General features: G+C 72.2%; 21 protein-coding genes, 1 tRNA gene and 1 pseudogene. 13 read left to right on the plus strand and 10 right to left on the minus strand.

Translation table 11 applies throughout. From position 1 onward, the window contains the following. Nucleotides 1-1,437, minus strand: coding sequence for an HTTM domain-containing protein (locus tag K304_RS30630; RefSeq protein ID WP_078529515.1), 1,437 nt, complete (start codon nucleotides 1,435-1,437; stop codon nucleotides 1-3). Next, nucleotides 1,434-2,093 (minus strand): DUF5819 family protein, encoded by a 660-nt coding sequence (locus K304_RS0121865; protein WP_027765450.1) that lies wholly within the window; start codon nucleotides 2,091-2,093, stop codon nucleotides 1,434-1,436. The genes K304_RS30630 and K304_RS0121865 overlap by 4 nt, the downstream gene beginning before the upstream one ends. 182 nt (nucleotides 2,094-2,275) lie before the next feature. Here K304_RS0121865 and paaA point away from each other — a divergent pair, with 182 nt between their 5' ends. The 6 genes from paaA (at nucleotide 2,276) to K304_RS0121895 (ending at nucleotide 6,549) form a co-directional block, all read left to right on the plus strand. Beyond that, nucleotides 2,276-3,268, plus strand: coding sequence for a 1,2-phenylacetyl-CoA epoxidase subunit PaaA (paaA, locus tag K304_RS30635; protein WP_051308711.1), 993 nt, complete (start codon nucleotides 2,276-2,278; stop codon nucleotides 3,266-3,268). Continuing rightward, the gene (gene paaB / locus K304_RS0121875) at nucleotides 3,265-3,549 is read left to right on the plus strand and encodes a 1,2-phenylacetyl-CoA epoxidase subunit PaaB (RefSeq protein ID WP_027765451.1); all 285 of its coding nucleotides are present in this window, start codon (nucleotides 3,265-3,267) and stop codon (nucleotides 3,547-3,549) included. The genes paaA and paaB overlap by 4 nt, the downstream gene beginning before the upstream one ends. Then, nucleotides 3,546-4,283 carry a 1,2-phenylacetyl-CoA epoxidase subunit PaaC gene (paaC, locus tag K304_RS0121880; protein ID WP_027765452.1) on the plus strand — a complete coding sequence of 246 codons (738 nt, stop codon included), beginning with the start codon at nucleotides 3,546-3,548 and terminating at the stop codon, nucleotides 4,281-4,283. The genes paaB and paaC overlap by 4 nt, the downstream gene beginning before the upstream one ends. Beyond that, a complete protein-coding gene (gene paaD / locus K304_RS0121885; RefSeq protein WP_027765453.1) occupies nucleotides 4,277-4,873 on the plus strand; it encodes a 1,2-phenylacetyl-CoA epoxidase subunit PaaD in 597 nt (198 codons plus the stop codon). The genes paaC and paaD overlap by 7 nt, the downstream gene beginning before the upstream one ends. Before the next feature lie 4 nt (nucleotides 4,874-4,877). After that, complete coding sequence (locus tag K304_RS0121890) at nucleotides 4,878-5,930, plus strand: 2Fe-2S iron-sulfur cluster-binding protein (protein WP_027765454.1); 1,053 nt, start codon at nucleotides 4,878-4,880, stop codon at nucleotides 5,928-5,930. Nucleotides 5,931-6,069: 139 nt separating this feature from the next. After that, nucleotides 6,070-6,549: a potassium channel family protein gene (locus K304_RS0121895; protein WP_051308712.1), complete on the plus strand. Its 480-nt coding sequence runs from the start codon at nucleotides 6,070-6,072 to the stop codon at nucleotides 6,547-6,549. 31 nt (nucleotides 6,550-6,580) lie between these two features. On the opposite strand, the gene K304_RS0121900 is transcribed toward K304_RS0121895, so the two are convergent. The 4 genes and pseudogenes from K304_RS0121900 to K304_RS0121915 form a co-directional block, all read right to left on the minus strand. Further along, nucleotides 6,581-6,922: a rhodanese-like domain-containing protein gene (locus K304_RS0121900; protein ID WP_027765456.1), complete on the minus strand. Its 342-nt coding sequence runs from the start codon at nucleotides 6,920-6,922 to the stop codon at nucleotides 6,581-6,583. Between the two features lie 50 nt (nucleotides 6,923-6,972). Next, complete coding sequence (locus K304_RS30640) at nucleotides 6,973-7,926, minus strand: J domain-containing protein (RefSeq protein WP_486591771.1); 954 nt, start codon at nucleotides 7,924-7,926, stop codon at nucleotides 6,973-6,975. A gap of 112 nt (nucleotides 7,927-8,038) precedes the next feature. Next, nucleotides 8,039-9,430: pseudogene (locus K304_RS30645) on the minus strand (DUF2252 domain-containing protein). A 203-nt stretch (nucleotides 9,431-9,633) separates the two neighbouring features. Continuing rightward, nucleotides 9,634-9,936: a winged helix-turn-helix transcriptional regulator gene (locus K304_RS0121915; protein WP_247597914.1), complete on the minus strand. Its 303-nt coding sequence runs from the start codon at nucleotides 9,934-9,936 to the stop codon at nucleotides 9,634-9,636. A 226-nt stretch (nucleotides 9,937-10,162) separates the two neighbouring features. On the opposite strand from K304_RS0121915, the gene K304_RS0121920 reads away from it, so the two are divergent. Next, nucleotides 10,163-10,813, plus strand: a complete 651-nt coding sequence (locus tag K304_RS0121920) for an NAD(P)H-dependent oxidoreductase (protein WP_027765458.1) — start codon at nucleotides 10,163-10,165, stop codon at nucleotides 10,811-10,813. 57 nt (nucleotides 10,814-10,870) lie between these two features. Here K304_RS0121920 and K304_RS0121925 read toward each other — a convergent pair. After that, nucleotides 10,871-10,957: transfer RNA gene (locus K304_RS0121925), tRNA-Leu, on the minus strand. Nucleotides 10,958-11,332: 375 nt separating this feature from the next. On the opposite strand from K304_RS0121925, the gene K304_RS0121930 reads away from it, so the two are divergent. From K304_RS0121930 to pknB, 6 genes are all read left to right on the plus strand, one after another. Then, nucleotides 11,333-12,181: a DUF3662 and FHA domain-containing protein gene (locus K304_RS0121930; RefSeq protein ID WP_027765459.1), complete on the plus strand. Its 849-nt coding sequence runs from the start codon at nucleotides 11,333-11,335 to the stop codon at nucleotides 12,179-12,181. Between the two features lie 10 nt (nucleotides 12,182-12,191). Next, the gene (locus K304_RS0121935; RefSeq protein WP_027765460.1) at nucleotides 12,192-12,701 is read left to right on the plus strand and encodes an FHA domain-containing protein FhaB/FipA; all 510 of its coding nucleotides are present in this window, start codon (nucleotides 12,192-12,194) and stop codon (nucleotides 12,699-12,701) included. 27 nt (nucleotides 12,702-12,728) lie between these two features. Next, a complete protein-coding gene (locus K304_RS0121940) occupies nucleotides 12,729-14,318 on the plus strand; it encodes a protein phosphatase 2C domain-containing protein (protein ID WP_027765461.1) in 1,590 nt (529 codons plus the stop codon). Nucleotides 14,319-14,333: 15 nt separating this feature from the next. After that, nucleotides 14,334-15,737: an FtsW/RodA/SpoVE family cell cycle protein gene (locus K304_RS0121945; RefSeq protein ID WP_027765462.1), complete on the plus strand. Its 1,404-nt coding sequence runs from the start codon at nucleotides 14,334-14,336 to the stop codon at nucleotides 15,735-15,737. Next, nucleotides 15,734-17,203, plus strand: a complete 1,470-nt coding sequence (locus K304_RS0121950; protein ID WP_027765463.1) for a peptidoglycan D,D-transpeptidase FtsI family protein — start codon at nucleotides 15,734-15,736, stop codon at nucleotides 17,201-17,203. The genes K304_RS0121945 and K304_RS0121950 overlap by 4 nt, the downstream gene beginning before the upstream one ends. Before the next feature lie 134 nt (nucleotides 17,204-17,337). Beyond that, the gene (pknB, locus tag K304_RS0121955) at nucleotides 17,338-19,326 is read left to right on the plus strand and encodes a Stk1 family PASTA domain-containing Ser/Thr kinase (protein WP_027765464.1); all 1,989 of its coding nucleotides are present in this window, start codon (nucleotides 17,338-17,340) and stop codon (nucleotides 19,324-19,326) included. A 102-nt stretch (nucleotides 19,327-19,428) separates the two neighbouring features. On the opposite strand, the gene K304_RS0121960 is transcribed toward pknB, so the two are convergent. From K304_RS0121960 to K304_RS0121970, 3 genes are all read right to left on the minus strand, one after another. Further along, on the minus strand, nucleotides 19,429-20,166 hold the full coding sequence (locus K304_RS0121960) for a class E sortase (protein WP_051308798.1): 738 nt from the start codon (nucleotides 20,164-20,166) through the stop codon (nucleotides 19,429-19,431). A gap of 158 nt (nucleotides 20,167-20,324) precedes the next feature. Then, the gene (locus K304_RS0121965) at nucleotides 20,325-21,914 is read right to left on the minus strand and encodes a class E sortase (protein WP_027765466.1); all 1,590 of its coding nucleotides are present in this window, start codon (nucleotides 21,912-21,914) and stop codon (nucleotides 20,325-20,327) included. Then, entirely contained in the window at nucleotides 21,911-22,543 is a 633-nt protein-coding gene (locus tag K304_RS0121970) for an aminodeoxychorismate/anthranilate synthase component II (RefSeq protein ID WP_027765467.1), read from the minus strand. The genes K304_RS0121965 and K304_RS0121970 overlap by 4 nt, the downstream gene beginning before the upstream one ends. Nucleotides 22,544-22,548 lie beyond the last annotated feature (5 nt).

Raw genomic sequence — 22,548 nt, forward strand, 5'->3', positions numbered from 1 at the left:
TCAGCGCAGGGCGCGGTCCGGGTTCCCGGTGGCGGAGGCGCGGCCGCCGGAGGCGTCGGGCCCGCGCGGTGCGGAACCGTCGCCGGCCGGGGCGTCCGCCGGTTCGCCCGCGGGATCGTCCGCCGGGTCGTCCGCCGGGTCGTCGGGGGCGCCGTCCGGCCGTGCCGTCCCGGCACGGCGCCGCCCGAGGCGCGCGCGGACGGCGGCGGCGCGGGCGCCGCACCAGACCAGCAGCGCGGTGGGCAGGAAGACCATGTCCGCTGCGATCATCGCCATGGAGAAGAACGGCAGCCCCAACAGCACGGCGATACTCAGGTGCTCCCCGATCATGACCGCGAGCAGCACGTTCTTGACCTTGCGATGGAAGAGCGTGAAGGGGAAGGCGACCTGCACCAGCACCGTGATGTACGTCATGGCCATGATGCCGAGACCGGAGGCGGCGAACACCTCGTTCAGCGCGGGCCAGGGCGCGAAGTAGTCGAGCTGCAGCGGGTAGTAGACGGCGGTGCCGTCCTGCCAGCGGGAGCCCTGGATCTTGTACCAGCCCGCCGTGGCGTACACCAGGCACACCTCGGCCATGATGACGAACAGGGCGCCGTTGTGGACGAGGTTGGCGACGACGTCCAGGACCGTGCGCGGTTCGCCGGGGGCGTAGCGGCACACCGCCCACCAGGCGCCGTACACCGTCCACAGGCCACCGAGGACCATCGCCCAGCCGGTGGTGAGGCCCGGACCGAGGGCCACGGCGAAGAGGGCGAGACCGGAGAGCGCCCAGAGCACGATGCCGCCGGTGTCGCCCGGCTCGCCCCGCTCCCGCGCCCGGGCGGCGCGGCGGGCGTCCAGCGACCACACCTGCCCGCACCGGGTCAGCACCAGGTAGATCGCCATCAGGTGGATGATGTTGTCGCCGCCGTCGCCCATGAAGACGCTGCGGTTCTGCAGCGACAGCACGCCGATCATGAAGAGGACCGACGAGGCGCGGGTGTGCCAGCCGAGGGCGAGGGCCGCGCTCGCCAGGACGGCGAGCGCGTAGACGCTCTCGAACCAGAGCGTGCTGTCCGTCCACAGCAGGACGGTGAAGGCGTCGTTGGAGGCGACCAGGCGCTCCGCCAGGTCGAACCCCCACGGGCTGCCCGGGCCGTACAGCTCGTGGCGGTGCGGGTACTCGCGCAGCAGGAAGAAGAGCCAGGTGACGGCGAAGCCGATGCGCACCACGGCGCTCTGGTACGGGCCGAGGGCCCGGCCGGTGATCTTCGCCAGGCCGCGCTCGACGGCGAGTTCGCCGCGGGTCTTCCACGGGTGCGGTCCGTCGGTGGGGGTGGCGGGGGCCGGAGCGGGGCCGGCGTGGCGGGGTGCGGGGACGCCGGGGTTCCGTGCGGCGTTTCCGGGGGTGCCGGGGGTGCCTGGGGTGCCGGAGGCGGGCCGGTGGTCGGTCACGAGGCGGCCTTCCGCTCGGCGTGGGCTGCTTCGCTGACGTCCCACCAGGGCAGGACGCGGTATTCGGTGTCGGTGTCGAACCGCTCGTCGCTCCAGGCGGGGGCGGGTACCCGGGTGGTGGCGGAGCGGAGCTGGATGCTGTCGACGGTGCCGTCGAAGCGCTCGGTGAACCGGTCCATCACGATCCGCTCGACGTAGGTCTGGGAGAGTTCGCCGCGCATGCCGTCGGGGCGGTTCTCGGCGTCGTGCGAGCCGGTGTAGAAGTCCCAGGCGCGGCGCAGCTCGTTCTGCGCGGTGTGGCTGGGGAAGAGGTTGCCGCGTATGTGGGCGCCGTCCTCCGCGGAGAGGTCCGTCCACCCGGTGGTCCGGGTGCCGTCCTCGCCGACGACCCGGGCGCGCGCCTGCACGGCGATGTTCTGCTGGAGCGGGTTCGGGGCGAACAGTTTCCAGTTCTGCTCGAACTCCGGGTAGATGTACGCGTCGATGGTCGCGTCCTGCTGCTTGCTGAGCGTGTTGGCCGGCGCGACGTGCAGAAACACCATCGCCAGGTGAACGGTGACGGCGACCGCGACGACGGCCACGGCCGTGGCCACCACCACCCGTCCTGGCCATGACAGCGCGGCGAGACCGCCGCGCTGCTCCTCCTCAGGCTCCATGTCCGGCCGTTCCCCTCTTCCCCGTCCCTGTTCCCCCACGTGTGGTCCGCCCAAGAGGTTAGAGGGTGCGGAGGCGCTCTTGACAGCGTGTGGCGCCCCGGCTCACCATGAACCGAACGATCGGTCGGTCGGCTGCGGAGCCGGCCGGTCCGCCGGGACAGCGCAGAGCAGGGAGGGCAGGCATGACGACGGTGCTGCCGGAGACGGCCCCGGGGCCGGAGGCGTACGAAGCCGCCTTCGACGCCGCTGTGGCCGCGGACGAGCGGATCGAGCCGCGCGACTGGATGCCGGACGCGTACCGCGCGACGCTGGTGCGCCAGATCGCCCAGCACGCGCACTCCGAGATCATCGGCATGCAGCCCGAGGCGAACTGGATCACCCGCGCCCCCTCGCTGCGCCGCAAGGCCATCCTCATGGCCAAGGTGCAGGACGAAGCCGGACACGGCCTGTACCTCTACAGCGCCGCCGAGACGCTCGGCGTCGGCCGCGACGAACTGCTCGACAAGCTGCACAGCGGCCGCCAGAAGTATTCGTCGATCTTCAACTACCCCACCCTGACCTGGGCCGACGTCGGCGCCATCGGCTGGCTGGTGGACGGCGCCGCGATCACCAACCAGGTGCCGCTCTGCCGCTGCTCCTACGGCCCCTACGCCCGGGCCATGGTGCGCGTGTGCAAGGAGGAGTCCTTCCACCAACGCCAGGGGTACGAGCTGCTGCTGGAGCTCAGCCGCGGCACCGAGGAGCAGCACGCCATGGCGCAGGACGCCGTGGACCGCTGGTGGTGGCCGTCGCTGATGATGTTCGGCCCGCCGGACGACGAGTCCGCGCACAGCGCGCAGTCCATGGCGTGGAAGATCAAGCGGCACTCCAACGACGAGCTGCGGCAGCGCTTCGTCGACATCTGCGTCCCGCAGGCCGAGGCACTGGGCCTGACCCTGCCCGACCCGGACCTGACGTGGAACGAGGAGACCGGCCACTGGGACTTCGGCGCCATCGACTGGTCCGAGTTCAAGGCCGTCCTCAAGGGCAACGGCCCGTGCAACGAACAGCGCATCACCCAGCGCCGCCTCGCCCACGAGGAGGGCGCCTGGGTGCGGGACGCCGCCGCGGCCTACGCCGCCAAGCACGCGCCCGGCGACGACCGTACGAACCGCAAGGAGGCGGCCTCCCGATGACCAGCGACTGGCCTCTGTGGGAGGTGTTCGTGCGCAGTCGGCGCGGCCTGTCCCACACGCACGCCGGCAGCCTGCACGCGCCCGACGCCGAGATGGCGCTGCGCAACGCCCGCGACCTCTACACCCGCCGCAACGAGGGCGTCTCCCTGTGGGTCGTGCCCTCCGCCGCCATCACCGCCTCCTCCCCGGACGAGAAGGACCCGTTCTTCGAGCCCGCCGCCGACAAGCCCTACCGGCACCCGACGTTCTACGAGGTCCCGGAAGGGGTGAAGAACCTGTGAGCCAGGCCGCTCCCGAGACGTCCGCCGCGGGCTCCCCGGCCCCCGCCGCCGGCACCCTCGCACTCGCCGACGACGCCCTGGTCCTCTCCCACCGCCTCGGCGAATGGGCCGGCCACGCCCCCGTGCTGGAGGAGGAGGTCGCGCTCGCCAACATCGCGCTCGACCTGCTCGGCCAGGCCCGCGCCCTCTACGCCGACCTCGGCGACGAGGACGAGCTCGCGTTCCTCCGCGAGGAGCGCGCCTTCCGCAACTGCCAGCTCGTCGAGCAGCCCAACGGCGACTTCGCCGTCACCCTCACGCGCCAGCTGTTCTTCTCCACCTGGCAGGAACTGCTCTACGGGCAGCTCCTGCAGTCCGTCCCCCTCGCCGGCAAGGCGGTCAAGGAGATCGCCTACCACCGCGACCACGCGGAGCACTGGACGCTGCGCCTCGGTGACGGCACCGAGGACAGCCACGCCCGCATGCAGGCCGCCGTGGATGCGCTGTGGCGCTTCACCGGCGAGCTGTTCCAGCCGCTGGAGGGCTTCGACCTGGACCTGGACGCCCTGCGAGCCACCTGGACCGAGCGCATCACCGGCGTGCTCACCCGCGCCACGCTCACCGTCCCCGAGACCCCGCAGAGCGGCGGCTGGACCGCCGGCGCCGGACGCCAGGGCCTGCACACCGAGTCGTTCGGGCGGATGCTCGCCGAGATGCAGCACCTGCACCGCAGCCACCCGGGGGCGACATGGTGAGCGTCGCCGAGGACCGGCTGAGCAGCCTGCTCGACCGTGCGGGCGCGGTGCCGGACCCGGAGCTGCCCGTCCTCAGCCTCGCCGAACTCGGCGTGGTCCGCGGGGTGGAGGAGACCGCCCCCGGCCGCGTCGAGGTCCGGCTCACCCCCACCTACACCGGCTGCCCGGCCCTCGAGGCCATGGCCGCCGACATCGAGCAGGCCCTGCGCGAGGAGGACGGCGTCACCCACGTCACCGTGCGCACCGTGCTCTCCCCCGCCTGGTCGACGGACGACATCACTCCCGAGGGCCGCCGCAAGCTGGCGGAGTTCGGCATCGCCCCGCCGCGCTCGACCCGGGAGCGGGCCGCCGGCCCCGTCGCCCTCGACCTGGGCCCCACCCGGCTCGGTCCCACCCGGCTCGGCTCCGGCACACCGGGCGCCGCCGGTACCGCCTCGCCGTACGCGGAGACGACGGACGAACCGGTGCACTGCCCGCACTGCGGATCGACCGCGACCTCCTTGCTCAGCCGCTTCTCCTCCACCGCCTGCAAGGCCCTGCGCCGCTGCGACGCCTGCAGCGAGCCGTTCGACCACTTCAAGGAGCTGTGACCGGATGTTCCACCCGCTGCAGGTCACAGCCGTGGAGCAGCTCACCGACGACGCCGTCGCGGTGACCCTCGCTGTACCGGCCGAGCTCCGCACCGCCTACCGCTACGACCCCGGGCAGCACATCGCGCTGCGCCGCACCGATGTCGGCGGCGAGGAGATCCGCCGCACCTACTCGCTGTGCGCCCCCGCCTCGGAGGCACCGGAGACCCTGCGCATCGGCGTGCGCGGAGTCGAGGGCGGCGCGTTCTCCACTTACGCGCTCAAGGAGCTGGCCGTGGGGGACAGTGTCGAGGTGCTGCCGCCCACCGGGCGCTTCACCCTCCCGCCGCGCACCGGCTACTTCGCCGCGATCGTCGGCGGCAGCGGCATCACGCCAGTGCTGTCGATCGTCTCCAGCCTGCTGGAGCGCGAGCCCGGCGCCCGCTTCTGCCTGATACGCAGCGACCGCACGGCCGCCTCCACGATGTTCCTGGAGGAGCTGGCCGACCTGAAGGACCGCTACCCCGAGCGCCTGCAGCTCGTGCACGCCTTCTCCCGCGAGGAGCAGGCCTCCGGCCTGCCCTCCGGCCGGCTGGACGAGGAGCGGCTGAACACCCTGCTGCCCGCCCTGGTGTCCGTGGACGAGGTCGACGGCTGGTACCTGTGCGGCCCGCTCGGTCTGGTCGAGGGCGCGACGAAGGCCCTGCGCGGCCTGGGCGTCCCCCGGACGAAGGTGCACCAGGAGATCTTCCACGCCGACGAGACCACAGGACCGGCCGCACCCGCGGCTCCCGCCCTGGCCTCGGCGACGGTCACCGCCACACTCGACGGCCGCTCCGGGAGCTGGCCGGTCGAGGGCGGCGAGAGCGTGCTGGAGACCGTCCTGCGGAACCGCGCCGACGCGCCCTACGCCTGCAAGGGCGGGGTCTGCGGCACCTGCCGCGTGAAACTGCTCACGGGCGACGTGCGCATGGACCGCAACTACGCGCTTGAGCCGGAGGAGGTCGACGCGGGCTACGTGCTGGCCTGCCAGTCGCACCCGACGACGGAGAAGGTCGAGGTCGACTTCGACGCGTAGCGCGGCTGCACGGGCCTACCGGGCCGAACGAACCGAAGGGCCTACCGGGCCCAAGGGCTCAACCGGCTCAGGTCGGCCTTCCCGCGCGCGCGAGTGTCACGACGGGCGCCGGGCGAGGTCGCTGCGTAGTCTCGTCGCCGTGCCGACCTTCTTCACGCTCGTCTGGGGGCGCCTGCGCGGCAGCAGCTGGTGGCGGCGCGTACACCTGCGCGCCGCCGTCGCCGGCGTCGCCGTCTCCACCGTCGTCCTGCTGGTGGGCTCCGCGGTGATCCTCCCGCTCGAGGAGAACGCGCCGGGCGCCACGATCACCAGCTACCCGCTCGCGCTGTGGTGGTCGATCGAGACGGCGACCACCGTCGGCTACGGCGACCTGTACCCGGTCACCGCGGGCGGGCGGGTGGTCGCCGCCGTGGTGATGGTCGTCGGCATCACCACGTTCAGCGTGGTGACCGCCGCCCTCGCCACCGGGTTCGTCAGCCGGGCCACCCGCGACTTGCACCGGCTCGGCGCCGACGTGCGCCGCTTCGAGCAGAGCCACGCCGACGGGCTGGCCGAACAGCTCCGGGCGATGCACGAGCGGTTCGACCGGCTCGAGAACCGCCTCGACCAGCGCGGCTGACCGGGCGGCCCGGCTCCCCGTACGCCTCGCCCTACTTCACGTACGCCTCGGCGCCCTCGCCGACGAGCGGCCGCCCCGACGCCTCCCAGGCCAGCATGCCGCCGTCCACGTTCACCGCCGTGACCCCCTGCTGCCGGAGGTACTGGGTGACCTGCGCCGACCGCCCGCCGACCCGGCACACCACGAACACCGGCGCGTCCTCCTCGACCCGCTCGGTCAGCTCACCGAACCTGCCGACGAAATCGCTCATCGGAATGTGCAGCGCACCCTCCGCATGCCCGGCCACCCACTCGTCGTCCTCCCGGACGTCGAGCAGCAGCCCGTCCGACGGCACCTGCGCGACCTCCACCTGCAGCACCTGACCGAAGTCCATCTCTCGCCTCTCACTCTCCACGTTCCCCAGCGGCCCACCCGGGCCGGTGGTCAGCCGGCGGTCGCCAGCTCCGCCAGTCGGCTCTCCCGCTCCGCGACGTCCGCGAGCAGCTTCTCGGCGATCTCCTCGAGCAGCCGGTCCGGGTCGTCGGGGGCCATGCGCAGCATCGCACCGATCGCGGACTCCTCCAGCTCCCGGGCCGCCGCGACGAGCTGCTCCTTGCGTGCGGCCAGCCACTCCAGGCGGGCGTACAGCACTTCGCTGCGGCTGAGTTCCGGCTCGGGGCCGCGGGCGGCCGGGCCGGTGCGCCATTCCTCGGCGAGTCCGCGCAGCGCCTCCACGTCGCCGCGGGCGTACGCCTGGTTGACGCGGACCATGAACTCCTCGCGCCGCCTGCGCTCGGCGTCGTCGGCGGCGAGGTCGGGATGCGCCTCACGGACCAGCTCCCGGTACGCCCGGCGGGTGTCCTCGTCGGGCCGTACCCGGCTCGGCGGCTGCACCTGCTGCTCGTTGAGCATCGCGGCGGCCTCGGGGGAGAGGCCGTCGGAGTCGATCCAGCCGTGGAACAGCTCCTCGACTCCGGGCATCGGCATCACGATCGCCCGGGCCTCCTCGGCGCGGCGCCGGTCCTCCGGATCCCCGCTGCGGGCGGCGACGGCCTCGGCGATCTGCGCGTCCAGCTCGTCGAGGCGGGCGTACATGGGCCCGAGCCGCTGGTGGTGCAGCCGCGAGAAGTTCTCCACCTCGACGCGGAAGGTCTCCACCGCGATCTCGAACTCGATCAGCGCGTCCTCGGCGACCCGTACGGCACGCTCCAGCCGCTCGGTGCCGGGTTCCGGGCCCGGGTCCGCTCCGGAACCGTCCCGGCCCGCACCGGCCGCCTCGCCCGGTGCCGGGTCGGCTGCCGCGTCCGCGGCCGGCCCGGCTGCTGCGTCCGGTGACGGGTCCGCTCCCACGTGCTGGTCAGCGGGCTGCGCGGCTTCCTGCTCGGCTTCCTGGCGCACTCGATACTTCCTCGCGATGGTGTCCGGGCCGGGGCCCGGCGGTCCCGCCGACCGGGCCGGCCGGGAGCCGTCGGACGGCGGCGTCACCCGGCCAGCGTAGTGAAGACGGCGGTCACCCTCCCAGTTCCGCGGCGAGTCGCCCGGACCGCACCGCCGTGACCAGTGCGGCGTGGTCGGCCTCCGTGCGGTCCGCGTAGGCGGCGGCGAACGCGCCGACCGCGTCGTCCAGCTCCTCGTTCTTGCCGCAGTAGCCCGTGAGGGCACGCGGGTCGGCGCTGTGCGCGTGTGCCCGGGCGAGCAGGGCGCCGGTCATCCGGCCGTAGTCGTCGAGCTGGTCGGCGGCCAGCTCCGCCGGGGCGACGCTGCCCTTGCGGTTCCGGAACTGCCGGACCTGGAAGGGCCGGCCCTCGACACTGGTCCAGCCGAGCAGGCTGTCGCTGACCACCTGCATGCGCTTCTGCCCGCGCACCACCCGCCGCCCTTCGTGTCCGGAGTCCCCGGGCTCCGGGAAGCCGGCGGCGGGCAGGTGCGGGCCGAGCACCGAGGGCCGTGCCTCCTTCACCTGGAGCACCAGCGGCTCGTTCCGGTGGTCCAGGAGCAGCACCACGTAGCTGCGGGTGCCGACGCTTCCCGTGCCGACCACGCGGAAGGCGACGTCGTGCACGGCGTACCGGGCGAGCAGCGGATGCCGGTCCTCGGGCAGTGTCTGCAGGTACGGTCCGAGCGAGGCGGCGACCCGGGCCGCCTCGGTGTCCCCGACGCGGCGCAGCACCGGCGGCGCGTCGACGAAGCGGCGTCCGCCGTCGTCGTCCGGCTCGGTGGCCTTGGCGGCGAAGCGGGCGCTGGTGTTGCGCCGGGCCTTCTCGGACACCGTGTGCAGCGTGCCGACGAGGTCCTTGGCTCCGGCGTGGGAGACGAGTTCCTCGTCGGCGATGGCGTTCCACGCGTCGGCGGCGGGCATCCGGGCCAGCAGCCGCATGGTGCGCCGGTAGGCTCCGGCGGCGTCGCGGGCGGCCTCCCGGCAGTCGTCCTCGCTCGCGCCGGCCTCCCGCCCGGCCAGCACCAGCGACGCGGCGAGCCGCTTGAGGTCCTACTCCCAGGGGCCGAAGGCGGTCTCGTCGAAGTCGTTGAGGTCCATGACGAGCCCGCCGCGCGCGTCGCCGTACAGGCCGAAGTTGGCCGCGTGCGCGTCGCCGCACAGCTGGGCGCCGATGCCGGTGGTGGGCGTGCCGTGCGCGAGGTCGTAGGCCATCAGGCCTGCCGAGCCGCGCAGGAACGCGAACGGCGAGGCCGCCATCCGCCCGACGCGGAGGGGCACCAGGCCGGGCAGGCGCCCACGGCCGGACTCCTCGACGGCGGTCACGGCGTCCGGGCGGCCCGGCGGGGTGTCGAGGAGGGCGTGCGCGCCGCGCGGCACCTGTTCGCGGAGCGCTTTCCCGTCCTGCTTGGGCGACCCCGCCCTCGGCCGCCGCACGAAGCCCTCGACCTGCGGTATCCGTGCCATGTCCCGTTCCCCCCGTACGTGCCGCCCGGTTCCGTTCCACCGCCGCCGTCCAGGCGGTGACCCGACCGTACCCGCGCCCGACCGCCGTGCACGAGGGCTGTGGACGAGGGCTGTGGACGAGCGGTGCGGATGAGCGCCGGACACGGACCGCGGACGGGCGGCGGCAGACGCCGGCTGCCGACTTCCGGCGGTCGCCGGAGGCGTCAGGGGCGGAACTCGCGCGGGCAGCTCGCCGCCGATTCCGGCAGGTGCACGTCGGCCCAGCGCGTGAGTTCGACCATGGCGGGGCGCAGTGCCAGGCCGGCCTCGGTGAGCCGGTAGCCGACGCGCAGCGGCGGGCCGGCGTCCACCTCGCGGACGACCAGGTCGAGGCCGGCGAGTTCGCTGAGCCGGTCGGAGAGCATGCGCTCGCTGATGCCGGGCACCGCCCGGCGGAGTTCGGCGAAGTGGCCGGGGCCGTTCATCAGGGCGGCGAGGATCAGCCCGGTCCAGCGCTTGCCCAGCATGGCGAAGACCCGGGTGATGCCCGCCTCGGGCGCGGTGCAGATGTCGCCCTGGCCGGCGGCCGGCCCCTCGGGCCGCCTCCCGCGTCCGGTCGTCTCGTCCCGCAGCTCCGTCATGACCCCCAGAGTACTGCGCCCACGCAAGGAGGTGCAAAAAAGTAAGTACCTGTGTTATCAATAGCTACGCACGGAAGAGAATCTACTGACAAGAGTGAACGGAGCCACACCGATGGCCACCCTGCTGCACATCGACTCCTCCCTCAACGGCGACCGCTCGCACTCCCGCGCCGTCACGGCGGCCTTCACCGCCGCATGGCGCGAGGAGCACCCGGACGGCACGGTGATCTACCGCGACCTCGCGGCCGACCCCGTCCCGCACATCGACGCCACCGCCTACTACGCCGGCTACGTCGCCCCCGGCGACCGCAGCCCGGAGCAGCAGGAGGCGTCCGTTCTGCGCGAGCAGCTGATCGAGGAGGCCGAGTCCGCCGACGTGATCGTGCTCGGCGCCCCGCTGTACAACTGGTCGATCGCCTCCGGCCTGAAGGCATGGCTGGACCACGTCATCGCCGTCGGCCGCACCACCATGTCCGAGAGCCCCACGCTGGCCGGCAAGCACGTGATCGTCATCACCTCCCGTGGCGGCTCCTACCGTCCCGGCACCCCCGAGGAGGGCAACGACCACCTCGAGCCGTACCTCCAGATGGTGCTCGCGGAGAAGCTGGGGATGAAGCCAGAGTTCATCCTGCCCGAGCTCACCCTGGCGCCGGTCACGCCGGCGATGGCCTCGCTGGTCCCGCAGTTCGAGGAGTCCCGGGAGGACGCCCTCGCCGCCGCCCGCGCCCAGGGCCGCGAACTCGCCGCCCGCCTCGGCGACTGACCGCCCCGGCGCACACAGAAGAACCCCGCAGGTCCACGACCTGCGGGGTTCTGATTCTGGTGCGCGAGGGGGGAGTTGAACCCCCACGTCCTTTCGGACACTGGAACCTGAATCCAGCGCGTCTGCCTATTCCGCCACCCGCGCCCGGGTGCTTCCCCACACCTTCGGGGAAGTCCGCCGGCCGACTCCTCGCGGTGCCTTCCGACGTCGCACACGTTAGCACGCATGACGGGGTGGATTCACATCCGTTCCGCGCACCCCGCACGGCCCCGCTGAGGGACACTGTCCACCGGCGCCGCCCGTCCGCCCCCTACCATCGTGCGAGGGTGTGGGGGGTGTGAGCGGCGACACCCGCGCCACGGGGGCACGTCGGGGAACCAGCCGGTATCCCCGCGCGTGGATACGATCAGTAAGCAGTACCGGGGCGCGGTGTGCCCGCGTTCGGTCACACTGGAGCCCGTCACACTGGGAGCGCAGGCGTCGTACTAGAGCGACGGCCATCTGGGAAGGAGGTGCACCGTGGGAGTTCTGAAGCGGTTCGAGCAGCGACTCGAGGGTCTCGTCAACGGCACCTTCGCCAAGGTGTTCAAGTCGGAGGTGCAGCCGGTCGAGATCGCCGGAGCCCTCCAGCGCGAGTGCGACAACAACGCGACGATCTGGAACCGCGAGCGGACCGTCGTCCCCAACGACTTCATCGTCGAACTCAGCGCACCCGACCACGACCGCCTCAGCCCGTACGCCGGCCAGCTCGGCGACGAGCTCGCCGGCATGGTCCGCGACTACGCCAAGCAGCAGCGCTACACCTTCATGGGCAGCATCAAGGTGCACCTGGAGAAGGCCGAGGACCTCGACACCGGCCTGTACCGGGTCCGCAGCCGCACGCTGGCCTCCAGCACCTCCCAGCCGCGCGGCGGCAGCGCCGACCGCGGCTCCGGCCCCGCCGGAGCGGGCGGTCAGATGGGCGCACCCCCCACCGGATCGGGCGGCGGCGGAGGCTATCCCCCGCGTCCGACGGGGGCGCCTCCGATGCCCTCGCACGCCCCGGGCGGCGGCCCGGGCGGGCCGCTGCCGCGCGCCGAGACCCGCCGCTGGGTCGAGATCAACGGCACCCGCCACCAGATCTCCGGCGGCAGCATGGTCCTGGGCCGCAGCACCGAGGCCGACGTCCGTGTCGACGACCCCGGGGTGTCCCGCCGGCACTGCGAGATCCGCGTCCAGGGCGGCGGCGGAGCGGCGAACGTGCAGGATCTGGGTTCCACCAACGGCATCGTGGTGGACGGACAGCACACCACACGCGCTACGCTCCGCGACGGCTCACGGATCGTCGTGGGCAGCACCACGATCATTTACCGGCAAGCCGAAGGGTGAAGCGGGGGCAATGTCAGAGCTGACCCTGACGGTCATGCGGTTGGGATTTCTCGCCGTGCTGTGGCTGTTCGTCATCGTGGCCGTGCAGGTCATCCGCAGTGACCTGTTCGGCACCCGGGTGACCCAGCGCGGCGCACGGCGCCCCGACGCACGTCCGCAGCAGCGCCAGGCGCCGCAGCAGCGGCCGCAGCAGTCGGGCAGGAACCGCGGACGCTCCGGCCGCGGCTCCCCCACCAAGCTGGTCGTCTCCGAGGGGTCGCTGACCGGCACCACGGTCGCGCTCCAGGGCCAGACGATCACCCTCGGCCGCGCGCACGACTCCACGATCGTGCTGGACGACGACTACGCCTCGAGCCGCCATGCCAGGATCTTCCCCGACCGCGACGGGCAGTGGATCGTGGAGGACCTCGGGTCCACCAACGGCACCTACCTGGACCGGTCCCGACTCACCACACCGACGCCGATTCCGCCCGGAGCGCCGATCCGTATCGGCAAGACGGTCATCGAGCTGCGGAAGTAGACAGGCCGAAGACATGACGACCGGAGGGTGGGCACCGTGCGGATGTACCCGGAGCCGACGGGCGAGGTGCGCATGAGTCTGTCACTGCGCTTCGCCGCCGGATCGCACGACGGCATGATCCGCGAGCACAACGAGGACTCCGGCTACGCCGGGCCCCGGCTGCTCGCCGTCGCCGACGGAATGGGCGGCCAGGCCGCCGGCGAGGTCGCCAGCTCCGAGGTGATCTCCACCATCGTGCAGCTGGACGAGGACGTCCCCGGCTCCGACCTGCTCACCGAGCTGGGCAACGCGGTGCGCCGCGCCAACGACCAGCTCCGGGTGATGGTCGAGGAGGACCCGCAGCTCGAAGGCATGGGCACCACGCTCACCGCCCTGCTGTGGACGGGCCGCCGCCTCGGCCTGGTGCACGTCGGCGACTCGCGCGCCTACCTGCTGCGCGACGGCCGCCTCACCCAGATCACCGCCGACCACACCTGGGTGCAGAAGCTCGTCGACGAGGGACGCATCACCGAGGAGGAGGCCACCACGCACCCGCAGCGTTCGCTGCTGATGCGCGCCCTCGGCAGCGGCGACCACGTCGAACCCGACCTGTCCATCCGCGAGGTGCGGGCCGGCGACCGCTACCTGGTCTGCTCCGACGGCCTGTCCGGCGTCGTGTCCCACCAGACCATGGAGGACACCCTCGCCGGCTACCACGGCCCGCAGGAGACCGTGCAGGAGCTGATCCAGCTCGCGCTGCGCGGCGGCGGCCCCGACAACATCACCTGCATCGTCGCCGACGTCCTCGACGTGGACGCCGACGACGGCACCGCCACCCAGCTCAACGACACCCCGGTCATCGTCGGCGCCGTCGCCGAGAACCAGACCCAGCTGCACGGCGACGCCCACACGCCCGCCGCCCGCGCCGCCGAACTCGGCCGCGGCGGCTCCGGCCCCGCCGTGCCGCCGCAGCAGCCCCCGGGGCAGCACGGCACCCCGCAGGACGGCGGCTTCGGCCCGCCCGGCAGCGGCCACGGCCCCGGCACCCCGCCCGCCACCGGATCGTTCGGCAGCTTCACCGACGACGACTTCGTCAAACCGCGCTCCCGGGGGCGCTGGATCAAGCGCTCGCTGATCATCGCCCTCGTCCTCGCCGTCCTCGGCGGCGGCGTGTACGCGGGCTGGTCCTGGACGCAGAAGCAGTACTACGTCGGCTCCAACGGCGACCACGTCGCCGTCTACCGGGGCATCAGCCAGGAGCTGGCCGGCGTCAGCCTCAGCAGCGTGCACGAGGACCACCCCGACGTCCCGCTGGAGTACCTGACGACCTTCCAGCGGCAGCGCCTCGAGGAGTCCATCACCGCCGACGACCTCGCCCAGGCCGAGGAGAAGGTCGGCGAACTCCGCGCCCAGACCGAGGCCTGCCGTCTCGCCGAGGAGCAGCAGAAGGCCCGCGAGGAGCAGGAGAAGGAGCAGCGCCAGCGCCAGAACGACCGCAACGACGGCCGGGGCAGCGGCCAGAGTGGCGGCGACCGGGCCGGCAGCCCCTCCGACAGCCAGAGTTCCCCCTCGCCTTCGCCCGGCCCCAGCATGTCGGACAAGCAGCGTGAACTCGCCCAGCAGTGCACCACGCCGTAGGGGACCGGACAGCGTATGAGCAGCAACCTCAACATCAACACCGGCAGCAATACGACGGTCTCCTCCGGCGGCCTCCCCAGCCGGCGCAACACCGAGCTGGCCATGCTCGTCTTCGCGGTGCTGATCCCGATCTTCGCCTACGCCAACGTGGGCCTCGCCCTCGACGGCGAACTCCCCGCCGGCATGCTCGGCTACGGCGTCGGCCTCACCGCCCTCGCCGCCTGCGGCCACCTGGTCGTCCGCAAGTGGGCGCCGTACGCCGACCCGCTGATGCTGCCCATCGCGATGCTGCTCAACGGCCTCGGGCTGGTGCTCATCTACCGCCTCGACCAGGTCGAGTACCTGCAGCCGCCGGACGCCGCACCCGGCCAGCTGCTGTGGTCCGCGATCGGCATCGGCCTCTTCGTGGCCGTGCTGATCTTCCTCAAGGACCACCGCGTCCTGCAGCGCTACACCTACATCTCCATGGTCGTCGCGCTGGTGCTGCTGGCCCTGCCGATGTTCTTCCCCGCGGTGAACGGCGCCAAGATCTGGATCACCATCCCCGGCGTCGGCTCGCTCCAGCCCGGTGAGTTCGCCAAGATCATCATCGCGGTGTTCTTCGCCGGCTACCTCATGGTCAAGCGCGACGCCCTCGCCCTGGCCAGCCGCCGCTTCATGGGCCTCTACCTGCCCCGCGGCCGCGACCTCGGCCCGATCCTCGCGATCTGGGTCCTCAGCATGCTGATCCTGGTCTTCGAGACCGACCTCGGCACCTCGCTGCTCTTCTTCGGCATGTTCGTGATCATGCTGTACGTGGCGACGGAGCGCACCAGCTGGATCGTCTTCGGCCTGCTGCTCTCCGCGGGCGGCGCCGTCTTCGTCGCCACCTTCAACGACCATGTCGGGAAACGCGTCGAGAACTGGCTCAACCCGACGGCACTGGCGCCGAACGGCGGCGTCACGGAGACGGCCCAGGCCATCTACGCGTTCGGTTCCGGCGGGCTGCTCGGATCCGGGCTCGGCCAGGGCTTCTCCCGCCTCATCGGCGGCATCGCGACGAAGAGCGACTACATCCTCGCCACCGCCGGCGAGGAGCTCGGCCTCACCGGCCTGATGGCGATCATCATCCTCTACGGCCTGCTGATCGAGCGGGGTGTCCGCACGGCGCTCGCCGCGCGCGACCCGTTCGGCAAGCTGCTCGCCGTCGGCCTCTCCGGCGCCTTCGCCCTCCAGGTCTTCATCGTCGCGGGCGGCGTCACCGCGCTGATCCCGCTCACCGGTATGACGATGCCCTTCCTGGCGCAGGGCGGTTCGTCCGTGATCGCCAACTGGGCGCTCGTCGCCATCCTGTTGCGCGTCAGCGACACCGCCCGGCGCCCGGCGCCCACTCCGGCGCCCTCAACCGACGCAGAAATGACACAGGTGGTCCGCCCGTGAACAAGCCCCTGCGCCGCATCGCGATCTTCGCCGGCGTGCTGATCTTCGCCCTGCTCGCCCGCGCCAACTGGCTCCAGTTCGTCCAGGCGGACGAACTCCAGAGCGACGACAACAACCGCCGCGGCCTCATCGCGCGCTACAGCCAGCCGCGCGGCGACATCTTCGCCGCCGACGGCACCCCGCTGACCGGCTCCACCAAGACCGAAGCCAGCGACTTCGCGTACAAGCGGACGTACAAGAACGGCGAGATGTGGGCGCCGGTCACCGGCTTCTCCGCCCAGATCTACGGCGAGACCCTCATCGAGGGCGTCTACGACGAGTTCCTCACCGGCACCGACGACCGGCTGTTCTTCGACCGCACCATCGGCATGCTCACCGGGGAGCAGCCGGGCGGCGGGAACGTCACCACCACCCTGATGCCGTCCGCCCAGAAGGCCGCCTTCGACGGCCTCCAGGGCAAGGAGGGCGCGGCCGTCGCCATCGACCCGCAGACGGGCGAGATCCTCGCGCTTGCGAACACCCCCTCGTACGACCCGTCGAAGATCGCCGGCATGTCCGAGGAGGACCAGCAGACCTGGACCTCGCTGCAGAAGGAGAACAACACCTCGCAGCCCATGCTCAACCGGGCCCTGCGGCAGACCTATCCGCCCGGCTCCACCTTCAAGCTGGTCACCGCGGCGGCGGCACTGGAGAGCGGCCGGTACACGCTCGACGGCAAGACCGACTCCCCGAGCCCGTACAACGCGCCGATCTCCGGGAACGAACTGCCCAACTGGTCGGAGACCATCCCCTGCAAGAACGCCTCCATCCGCGTCGCGCTCCAGTACTCCTGCAACAACGTGTTCGCCAAGATCAGCGAGGAGCTGGGCAACGAGGAGATGAAGGAGGCGGCGGAGAAGTTCGGCTTCAACGAGCAGCAGTTCGTCCCCGTCCGCGCCGTCGCCAGCGGGTTTCCCCAGGCCGAGCCCGACCTGAACGCCTACGCCGGCATCGGCCAGGGCTCCGTCACCTCCACCCCGCTGCAGATGGCCATGGTCACCGCCGCCATCGCCAACGACGGCGCACTGATGCAGCCGTACATGGTCGACAAGCTCCGCTCGCCCGACCTCGACATCATCGAGGAGACCAAGCCGGAGGAGCTGAGCGAGCCGATGTCCGGCGCCACCGCGCAGAAGCTCCAGGAGGGCATGGAGACCGTCGTCAGCGAGGGCACCGGCGAGTCCGCGCAGATCCCCGGCTACACGGTCGGCGGCAAGACCGGTACCGCGCAGCGCGGCGTGGGCAACAGCGAGAAGCCCTACGCGTGGTTCGTCAGCTACGCCAAGGACCAGAACGGCGAGTCGCCGGTGGCCGTCGCCGTGGTCATCGAGAGTTCCGACACAGTCCGCGACGAGATCGGCGGCAGCAAGCTGGCCGCTCCGGTCGCCAAGGCCGTGATGGAGGCCGTACTTGAGGAAAAGCCGTGAACCGGGCACCCCGCGGAGGGTGACCCCGGTCACGTGAACCCCCGGGAAGCGTGCCGGTACCGTATGCCGAGCAGCACACCGCCGGCGCCCGCACGCCAGGGGGCGTCCCGGAAAGACGGAGAGGGCTGGAGACTATGGAAGAGCCGCGTCGCCTCGGCGGCCGGTACGAGCTGGGCTCGGTGCTCGGCCGAGGCGGGATGGCCGAGGTCTACCTCGCCCACGACACCCGCCTGGGACGCACCGTGGCGGTCAAGACGCTCCGCGTCGACCTCGCCCGCGACCCGTCGTTCCAGGCCCGGTTCCGTCGCGAGGCCCAGTCCGCGGCCTCGCTGAACCATCCGGCCATCGTCGCCGTCTACGACACCGGCGAGGACTACGTCGACCAGGTGTCCATCCCGTACATCGTGATGGAGTACGTCGACGGCTCGACGCTGCGCGAACTGCTGCACTCCGGGCGCAAGCTGCTGCCCGAGCGCGCCATGGAGATGTGCATCGGCATCCTCCAGGCACTGGAGTACTCCCACCGCAACGGCATCGTCCACCGCGACATCAAGCCCGCCAACGTCATGCTGACGCGCAACGGGCAGGTCAAGGTCATGGACTTCGGCATCGCCCGCGCCATGGGCGACTCCGGGATGACGATGACCCAGACCGCGGCCGTCATCGGCACCGCCCAGTACCTCTCCCCCGAGCAGGCCAAGGGCGAGCAGGTCGACGCCCGCTCCGACCTGTACTCCACCGGCTGCCTGCTCTACGAGCTGCTCACCGTCCGGCCGCCGTTCGTCGGCGACTCCCCCGTCGCCGTCGCCTACCAGCACGTGCGCGAGGAGCCGACGCCGCCGAGCGCGTTCGACCCGGAGATCACGCCCGGCCAGGACGCCATCGTCATGCGCGCCCTGGTCAAGGACCCCGACTACCGCTACCAGAGCGCCGACGAGATGCGTGCCGACATCGAGGCCTCCCTCGACGGCCAGCCCGTCGCCGCCACCGCCGCCATGGGCTCGGTCGGCTACGCCTCCGGCGGCGGCTACTCCGACCACGACGACCGCCCGACGACCGCGCTGCGCACCCAGGACGCCCGTACGTCCATGCTGCCGCCGATGCGCGACGACGACGGCGGCTACTACGACGAGGACGGCCGCGGCGGGCGACGCGGCGGCAAGAAGAGCAACACCTCCACGATCCTGCTGATCGTCGCGCTGGTGCTGGTGCTGATCGGCGCCATCTTCATGGGGCAGGTCATCTTCGGCGGCAACAACGACGACGACACGTTCGAGATGCCGAGCCTCGCGGGGCAGAGCTACTCCGATGCCCAGTCGGCGGCCGAGGGCCGCGGGCTGGAGGTCCAGAAGGGGCAGGCGGAGTACTGCGAGCAGGAGAAGAAGACGGTCTGCAAGACCGATCCGGCCGAGGGCGATCAGGTCACCGAGGGCGACACGATCACCATCATCATGTCGAAGGGCCCGGCTCCGCTGGAGGTCCCCGACGTCGACGGTGACGACTACGACGCCGCCGAGGAGGAGCTCCAGGAGGCCGGCTTCGAGGTGAAGCGGGTCGACGAGGAGTCCGACGAGGAGGTCGGCACCGTCCTCGGCCAGGACCCGGCCGGCGGCTCCAAGGCCGACCGCGGCGCGACCATCACCCTGACGGTGGCGAAGCAGAACGTGGAGACGGTGCCGGACGTGGTCGGCAAGCCCTACGACCAGGCGGCGTCCCAGCTCCAGCAGAACGGCTTCGAGGTCGCCCGCAAGGAGAAGGAAAGCCCCGGCACCCCGGCGGACCAGGTCATCGAGCAGAGCCCGACCGGCCAGGCCGCCCCGGGCAGCACGATCGTCCTCACCGTCGCCAAGGCCCCGGCCACCCCGCAGCCGGCGGCCGTGCCGGACGTGCGGAACAAGGCGGTCAAGGATGCCAAGGCGGAGCTCGAAGGCGCAGGCTTCACCGTCCAGGTTCAGGGGTCGACCGACCCGAACGCCAAGGTCGTCAACACCAACCCGGCACCGGGCACACAGGCGCCGCAGGGATCGGTGGTCACGCTCTACGCCGCGCCCAACCCCGGTGGCGACAACGGCGGGTTCTTCGGCGGCCCCGACGGCGGCGACCGGCGCGGCGACGACGACTGACCCGCGGCGCACCGCACGCTCCACCGGCGAGGGCCGGGCTCGTCACGAGCCCGGCCCTCGCCGCGTCCCACGTTCCCGGTCACGCCCTCCGGCCGCGCCGCCTCAGGGCAGCTCCGACGGCGGGGTGCGGTCGGCGTCGACGGGGACGGTGCGCTTCAGTTCGCCCCACACGATGTAGCGGTGCTCGGAGGTGTACATCGGCGTGCACGTCGTCAGCGTGATGTAGCGGCCCTCCTCGGTCTTCCCCGAGACCTTCGGGACGTCCGCCAGCACGTCGACGTCGTACTTGGAGGTCTCCGGGAGGATCTCGTACACCTCGTAGACGTACCAGGTGTGTTCGGTCTCGAACACGATCGGGTCGCCCTCGTCGATCTCGTGGATGTCGTGGAACCTGGCGCCGTGCCCGTCGCGGTGGGCGGCGAGCGAGAAGTTGCCGGACTGGTCCCAGGGAAGCGCCGACTTCACCGGGTCGGTGTAGTAGCCGGCGACGCCCTTGTTGAGATCGGCGATGTCGGTGCCCCGGGTGACGAGGATGTCGTCGTCGGACATCGCGGGTACGTGCAGGAAGCCGATGCCGTTCTTCAGGTTCCGCTCGCCGGGGCCCCGTTCGCCGGGCTCGGTGCGGTCCTCGCTCGCGGCCCAGCCCTCGCGCACCCGGTCGCTCTGCTCGTCGGACTGCCGGTCGGCGACGACGTTCGTCCACCAGAGCGAGTAGACGACGAACAGCGCCAGCACCAGCCCCGCGGTGATGAGGAGTTCACCGACGACGCTGACGACGGCGGCGATCCGGCGGACGACCCGGCGGCGACGACCGCTGCGCGGGGGACGCTCGGGGGCCACGGCGTCGGCGGAACGTTCCGTCCGCGGCTCCCGGTCCGGCTCCGCGTCGCCCCCGACGTCCTCTCCGGCCCCGACGTCCTGCGCGTTCCGTGCCACCGCTGACCGCCCGTTTCCCCTCGACATGCTCAGCCCCCTGCACCCCTGCGCCGGGGGTCCCGCTACCCGACGAGAGCGTCCGGCTTGCCTTCGCTGCGCGGACGCTCGTCCACCATTCTGCCCCAGACGATGAGCCGGTACTTCGAGGTGAACTCCGGCGTGCACGTCGTCAGCGTGATGTAGCGGCCGGGCTCCTTGAAGCCCGACTGGGGCGGCACCGGATCCAGCACGCTCGTGTTCGCGGGGGTGGTCGAGGGGAGCCGGCTGTACATCTCGTAGACGTAGTAGGTGTCCGCGGTCTCCACGATGATCTCGTCGCCGGAGACGAGGCGGTTGATGTAGCGGAACGGCTCGCCGTGGGTGTTGCGGTGACCGGCGACGCCGAAGTTGCCCTGCTCGTCCCACGGCATCGCGGTCTTCAGGCCGGACTTCTCGTCGTAGTGCCCGGCCAGGCCGTTGTCCAGCACCGACTGCTTGTCGATGCCCTGCGCGACGGGCACCACCACGTCGAGCTTGGGTATGTGCAGCAGCGCGAAACCCTGGCCGGGGGAGAACGCGCCGGGCTTGCGCTCCGGGTTCTCCTCCCACTTCTGCGTCAGGCTGTCCTTGGCGCCGCCCGCGTACTGGCCGGCGAGCACGTTCGTCCACCAGAGCTGGTAGGCGACGAAGAGCAGCATCAGCACGCCGCAGGTGATGAACACCTCGCCGATGGCGCGGCTGAGCAGCACCACAGGCCCGTCCTTGGCCGCTCTGGCGGCCCGGCGGGCCTCCAGCCGCGTCATGGGCCGTGCGGGCGCCGCGGGGGCGCCACGACGGCCGCCACGCCCCTTGGCGGCGGCCTTGCGCCGGGCGGCGCGGCCTCCCAGCTCGGCCTCGCTGGGGCGGCGCAGGGCGACCGTGCGGGGCTCGTCGTCGTCCGGTGCGGCGCCCGCGTCGGTTCCGGAGGCGTCCGAGGCAGCAGCGGGCCGCCCGTCCCGGTCGTCGCGTTGACCTTCGGGCCGACGACGCCGGGGACCGGGCCCGTCGGGCACGTCGACGGCCGGCAGCGCGGCGGTCTCGTCCACGTCGGTGGGCCGGCGCCGCTGCTGCGGCGGCCGCCCCTGACCGGGGGCCACCGGCCGTACGCCGGGCAGGGACTGCTGCGACGGGACGGCGGGCCGCTCGGCGTGCGGGCCGGGGTGGGTTCCGGGCGGCCGGTGGGCCGCCCGCTGCCCCTGCTGCGGGTGCTGCGGGTGCTGCGGCGGGCGGCTCTGCTGCTGCGGCTGCTGCGGCTGTGAGGGGCGGAACCACGGCGAGGTGCCCTCGCCCGCCCCACCCGGCTGCTGCGGTGCCTGTGCCTGTGCCTGCGGGGTGTCCGTGGCCTGCGGGGCCCAGGAGGGCACCCGCGGCCCGGCTTCCGCGCCCGAGGACGGCAGCGGGTCGTTCAGCGGGTCGGCGAGCGCGTCGACGGCCGCCCGGTAGTCCTGCGCCGGGCGCTCGTACGGGTAGGCGTAGGGCTCCGGGTTCCAGGCCGGCTCCTCCCGGGGCGCGTGCTGCTCCCCGCCCCCGTACGGGTCCGAGCCGTACGCGTCCGTGCCGTACGGGTCGTCCTGCCCGTACCTCTCCTGCCCGTACGGATCGCGGTACGGGTCGCCGTTCCCCGGAGGCGTCACGTGCCCACGACGGGGGCGAGCCCCGTGGAACGCTCCACCGCGGCCGGGTCGCCGCACTCGGTCAGCCAGTTGGCCAGCATCCGGTGCCCCCACTCGGTCAGCACCGACTCGGGGTGGAACTGGACGCCCTCGACGGCCAGTTCCCGGTGCCGCAGCCCCATCACCAGGCCGGAGTCCGTCCAGGCGGTGACCCGCAGGTCCGCCTCCGGCACGGTCGACCGCTCCACACCGAGCGAGTGGTAGCGGGTGGCGGTGAACGGCGTCGGGAGACCGGCGAACACGCCGTGCCCCTCGTGGCCGACGCTGGAGGTCTTGCCGTGCAGCAGCTCGGGCGCCCGGTCGACGACCGCGCCGTAGGCGACGGCCATGGACTGCATCCCCAGGCACACCCCGAACACCGGCACGCCGGTCCCGGCACAGTGCCGCACCATGTCGACGCACACCCCGGCCTCCTCGGGCGTGCCCGGCCCGGGCGACAGCAGCACGCCGTCGAAGCCGTCCTGTGCGTGCTCCGTGCGCACCTCGTCGTTCCGCACCACCTCGCACTCGGCGCCGAGTTGGTAGAGGTACTGAACGAGGTTGAAGACGAAGCTGTCGTAGTTGTCCACGACGAGAATCCGCGCGCCCATGGGTC

Source organism: Streptomyces sp. CNS606, from assembly GCF_000426325.1.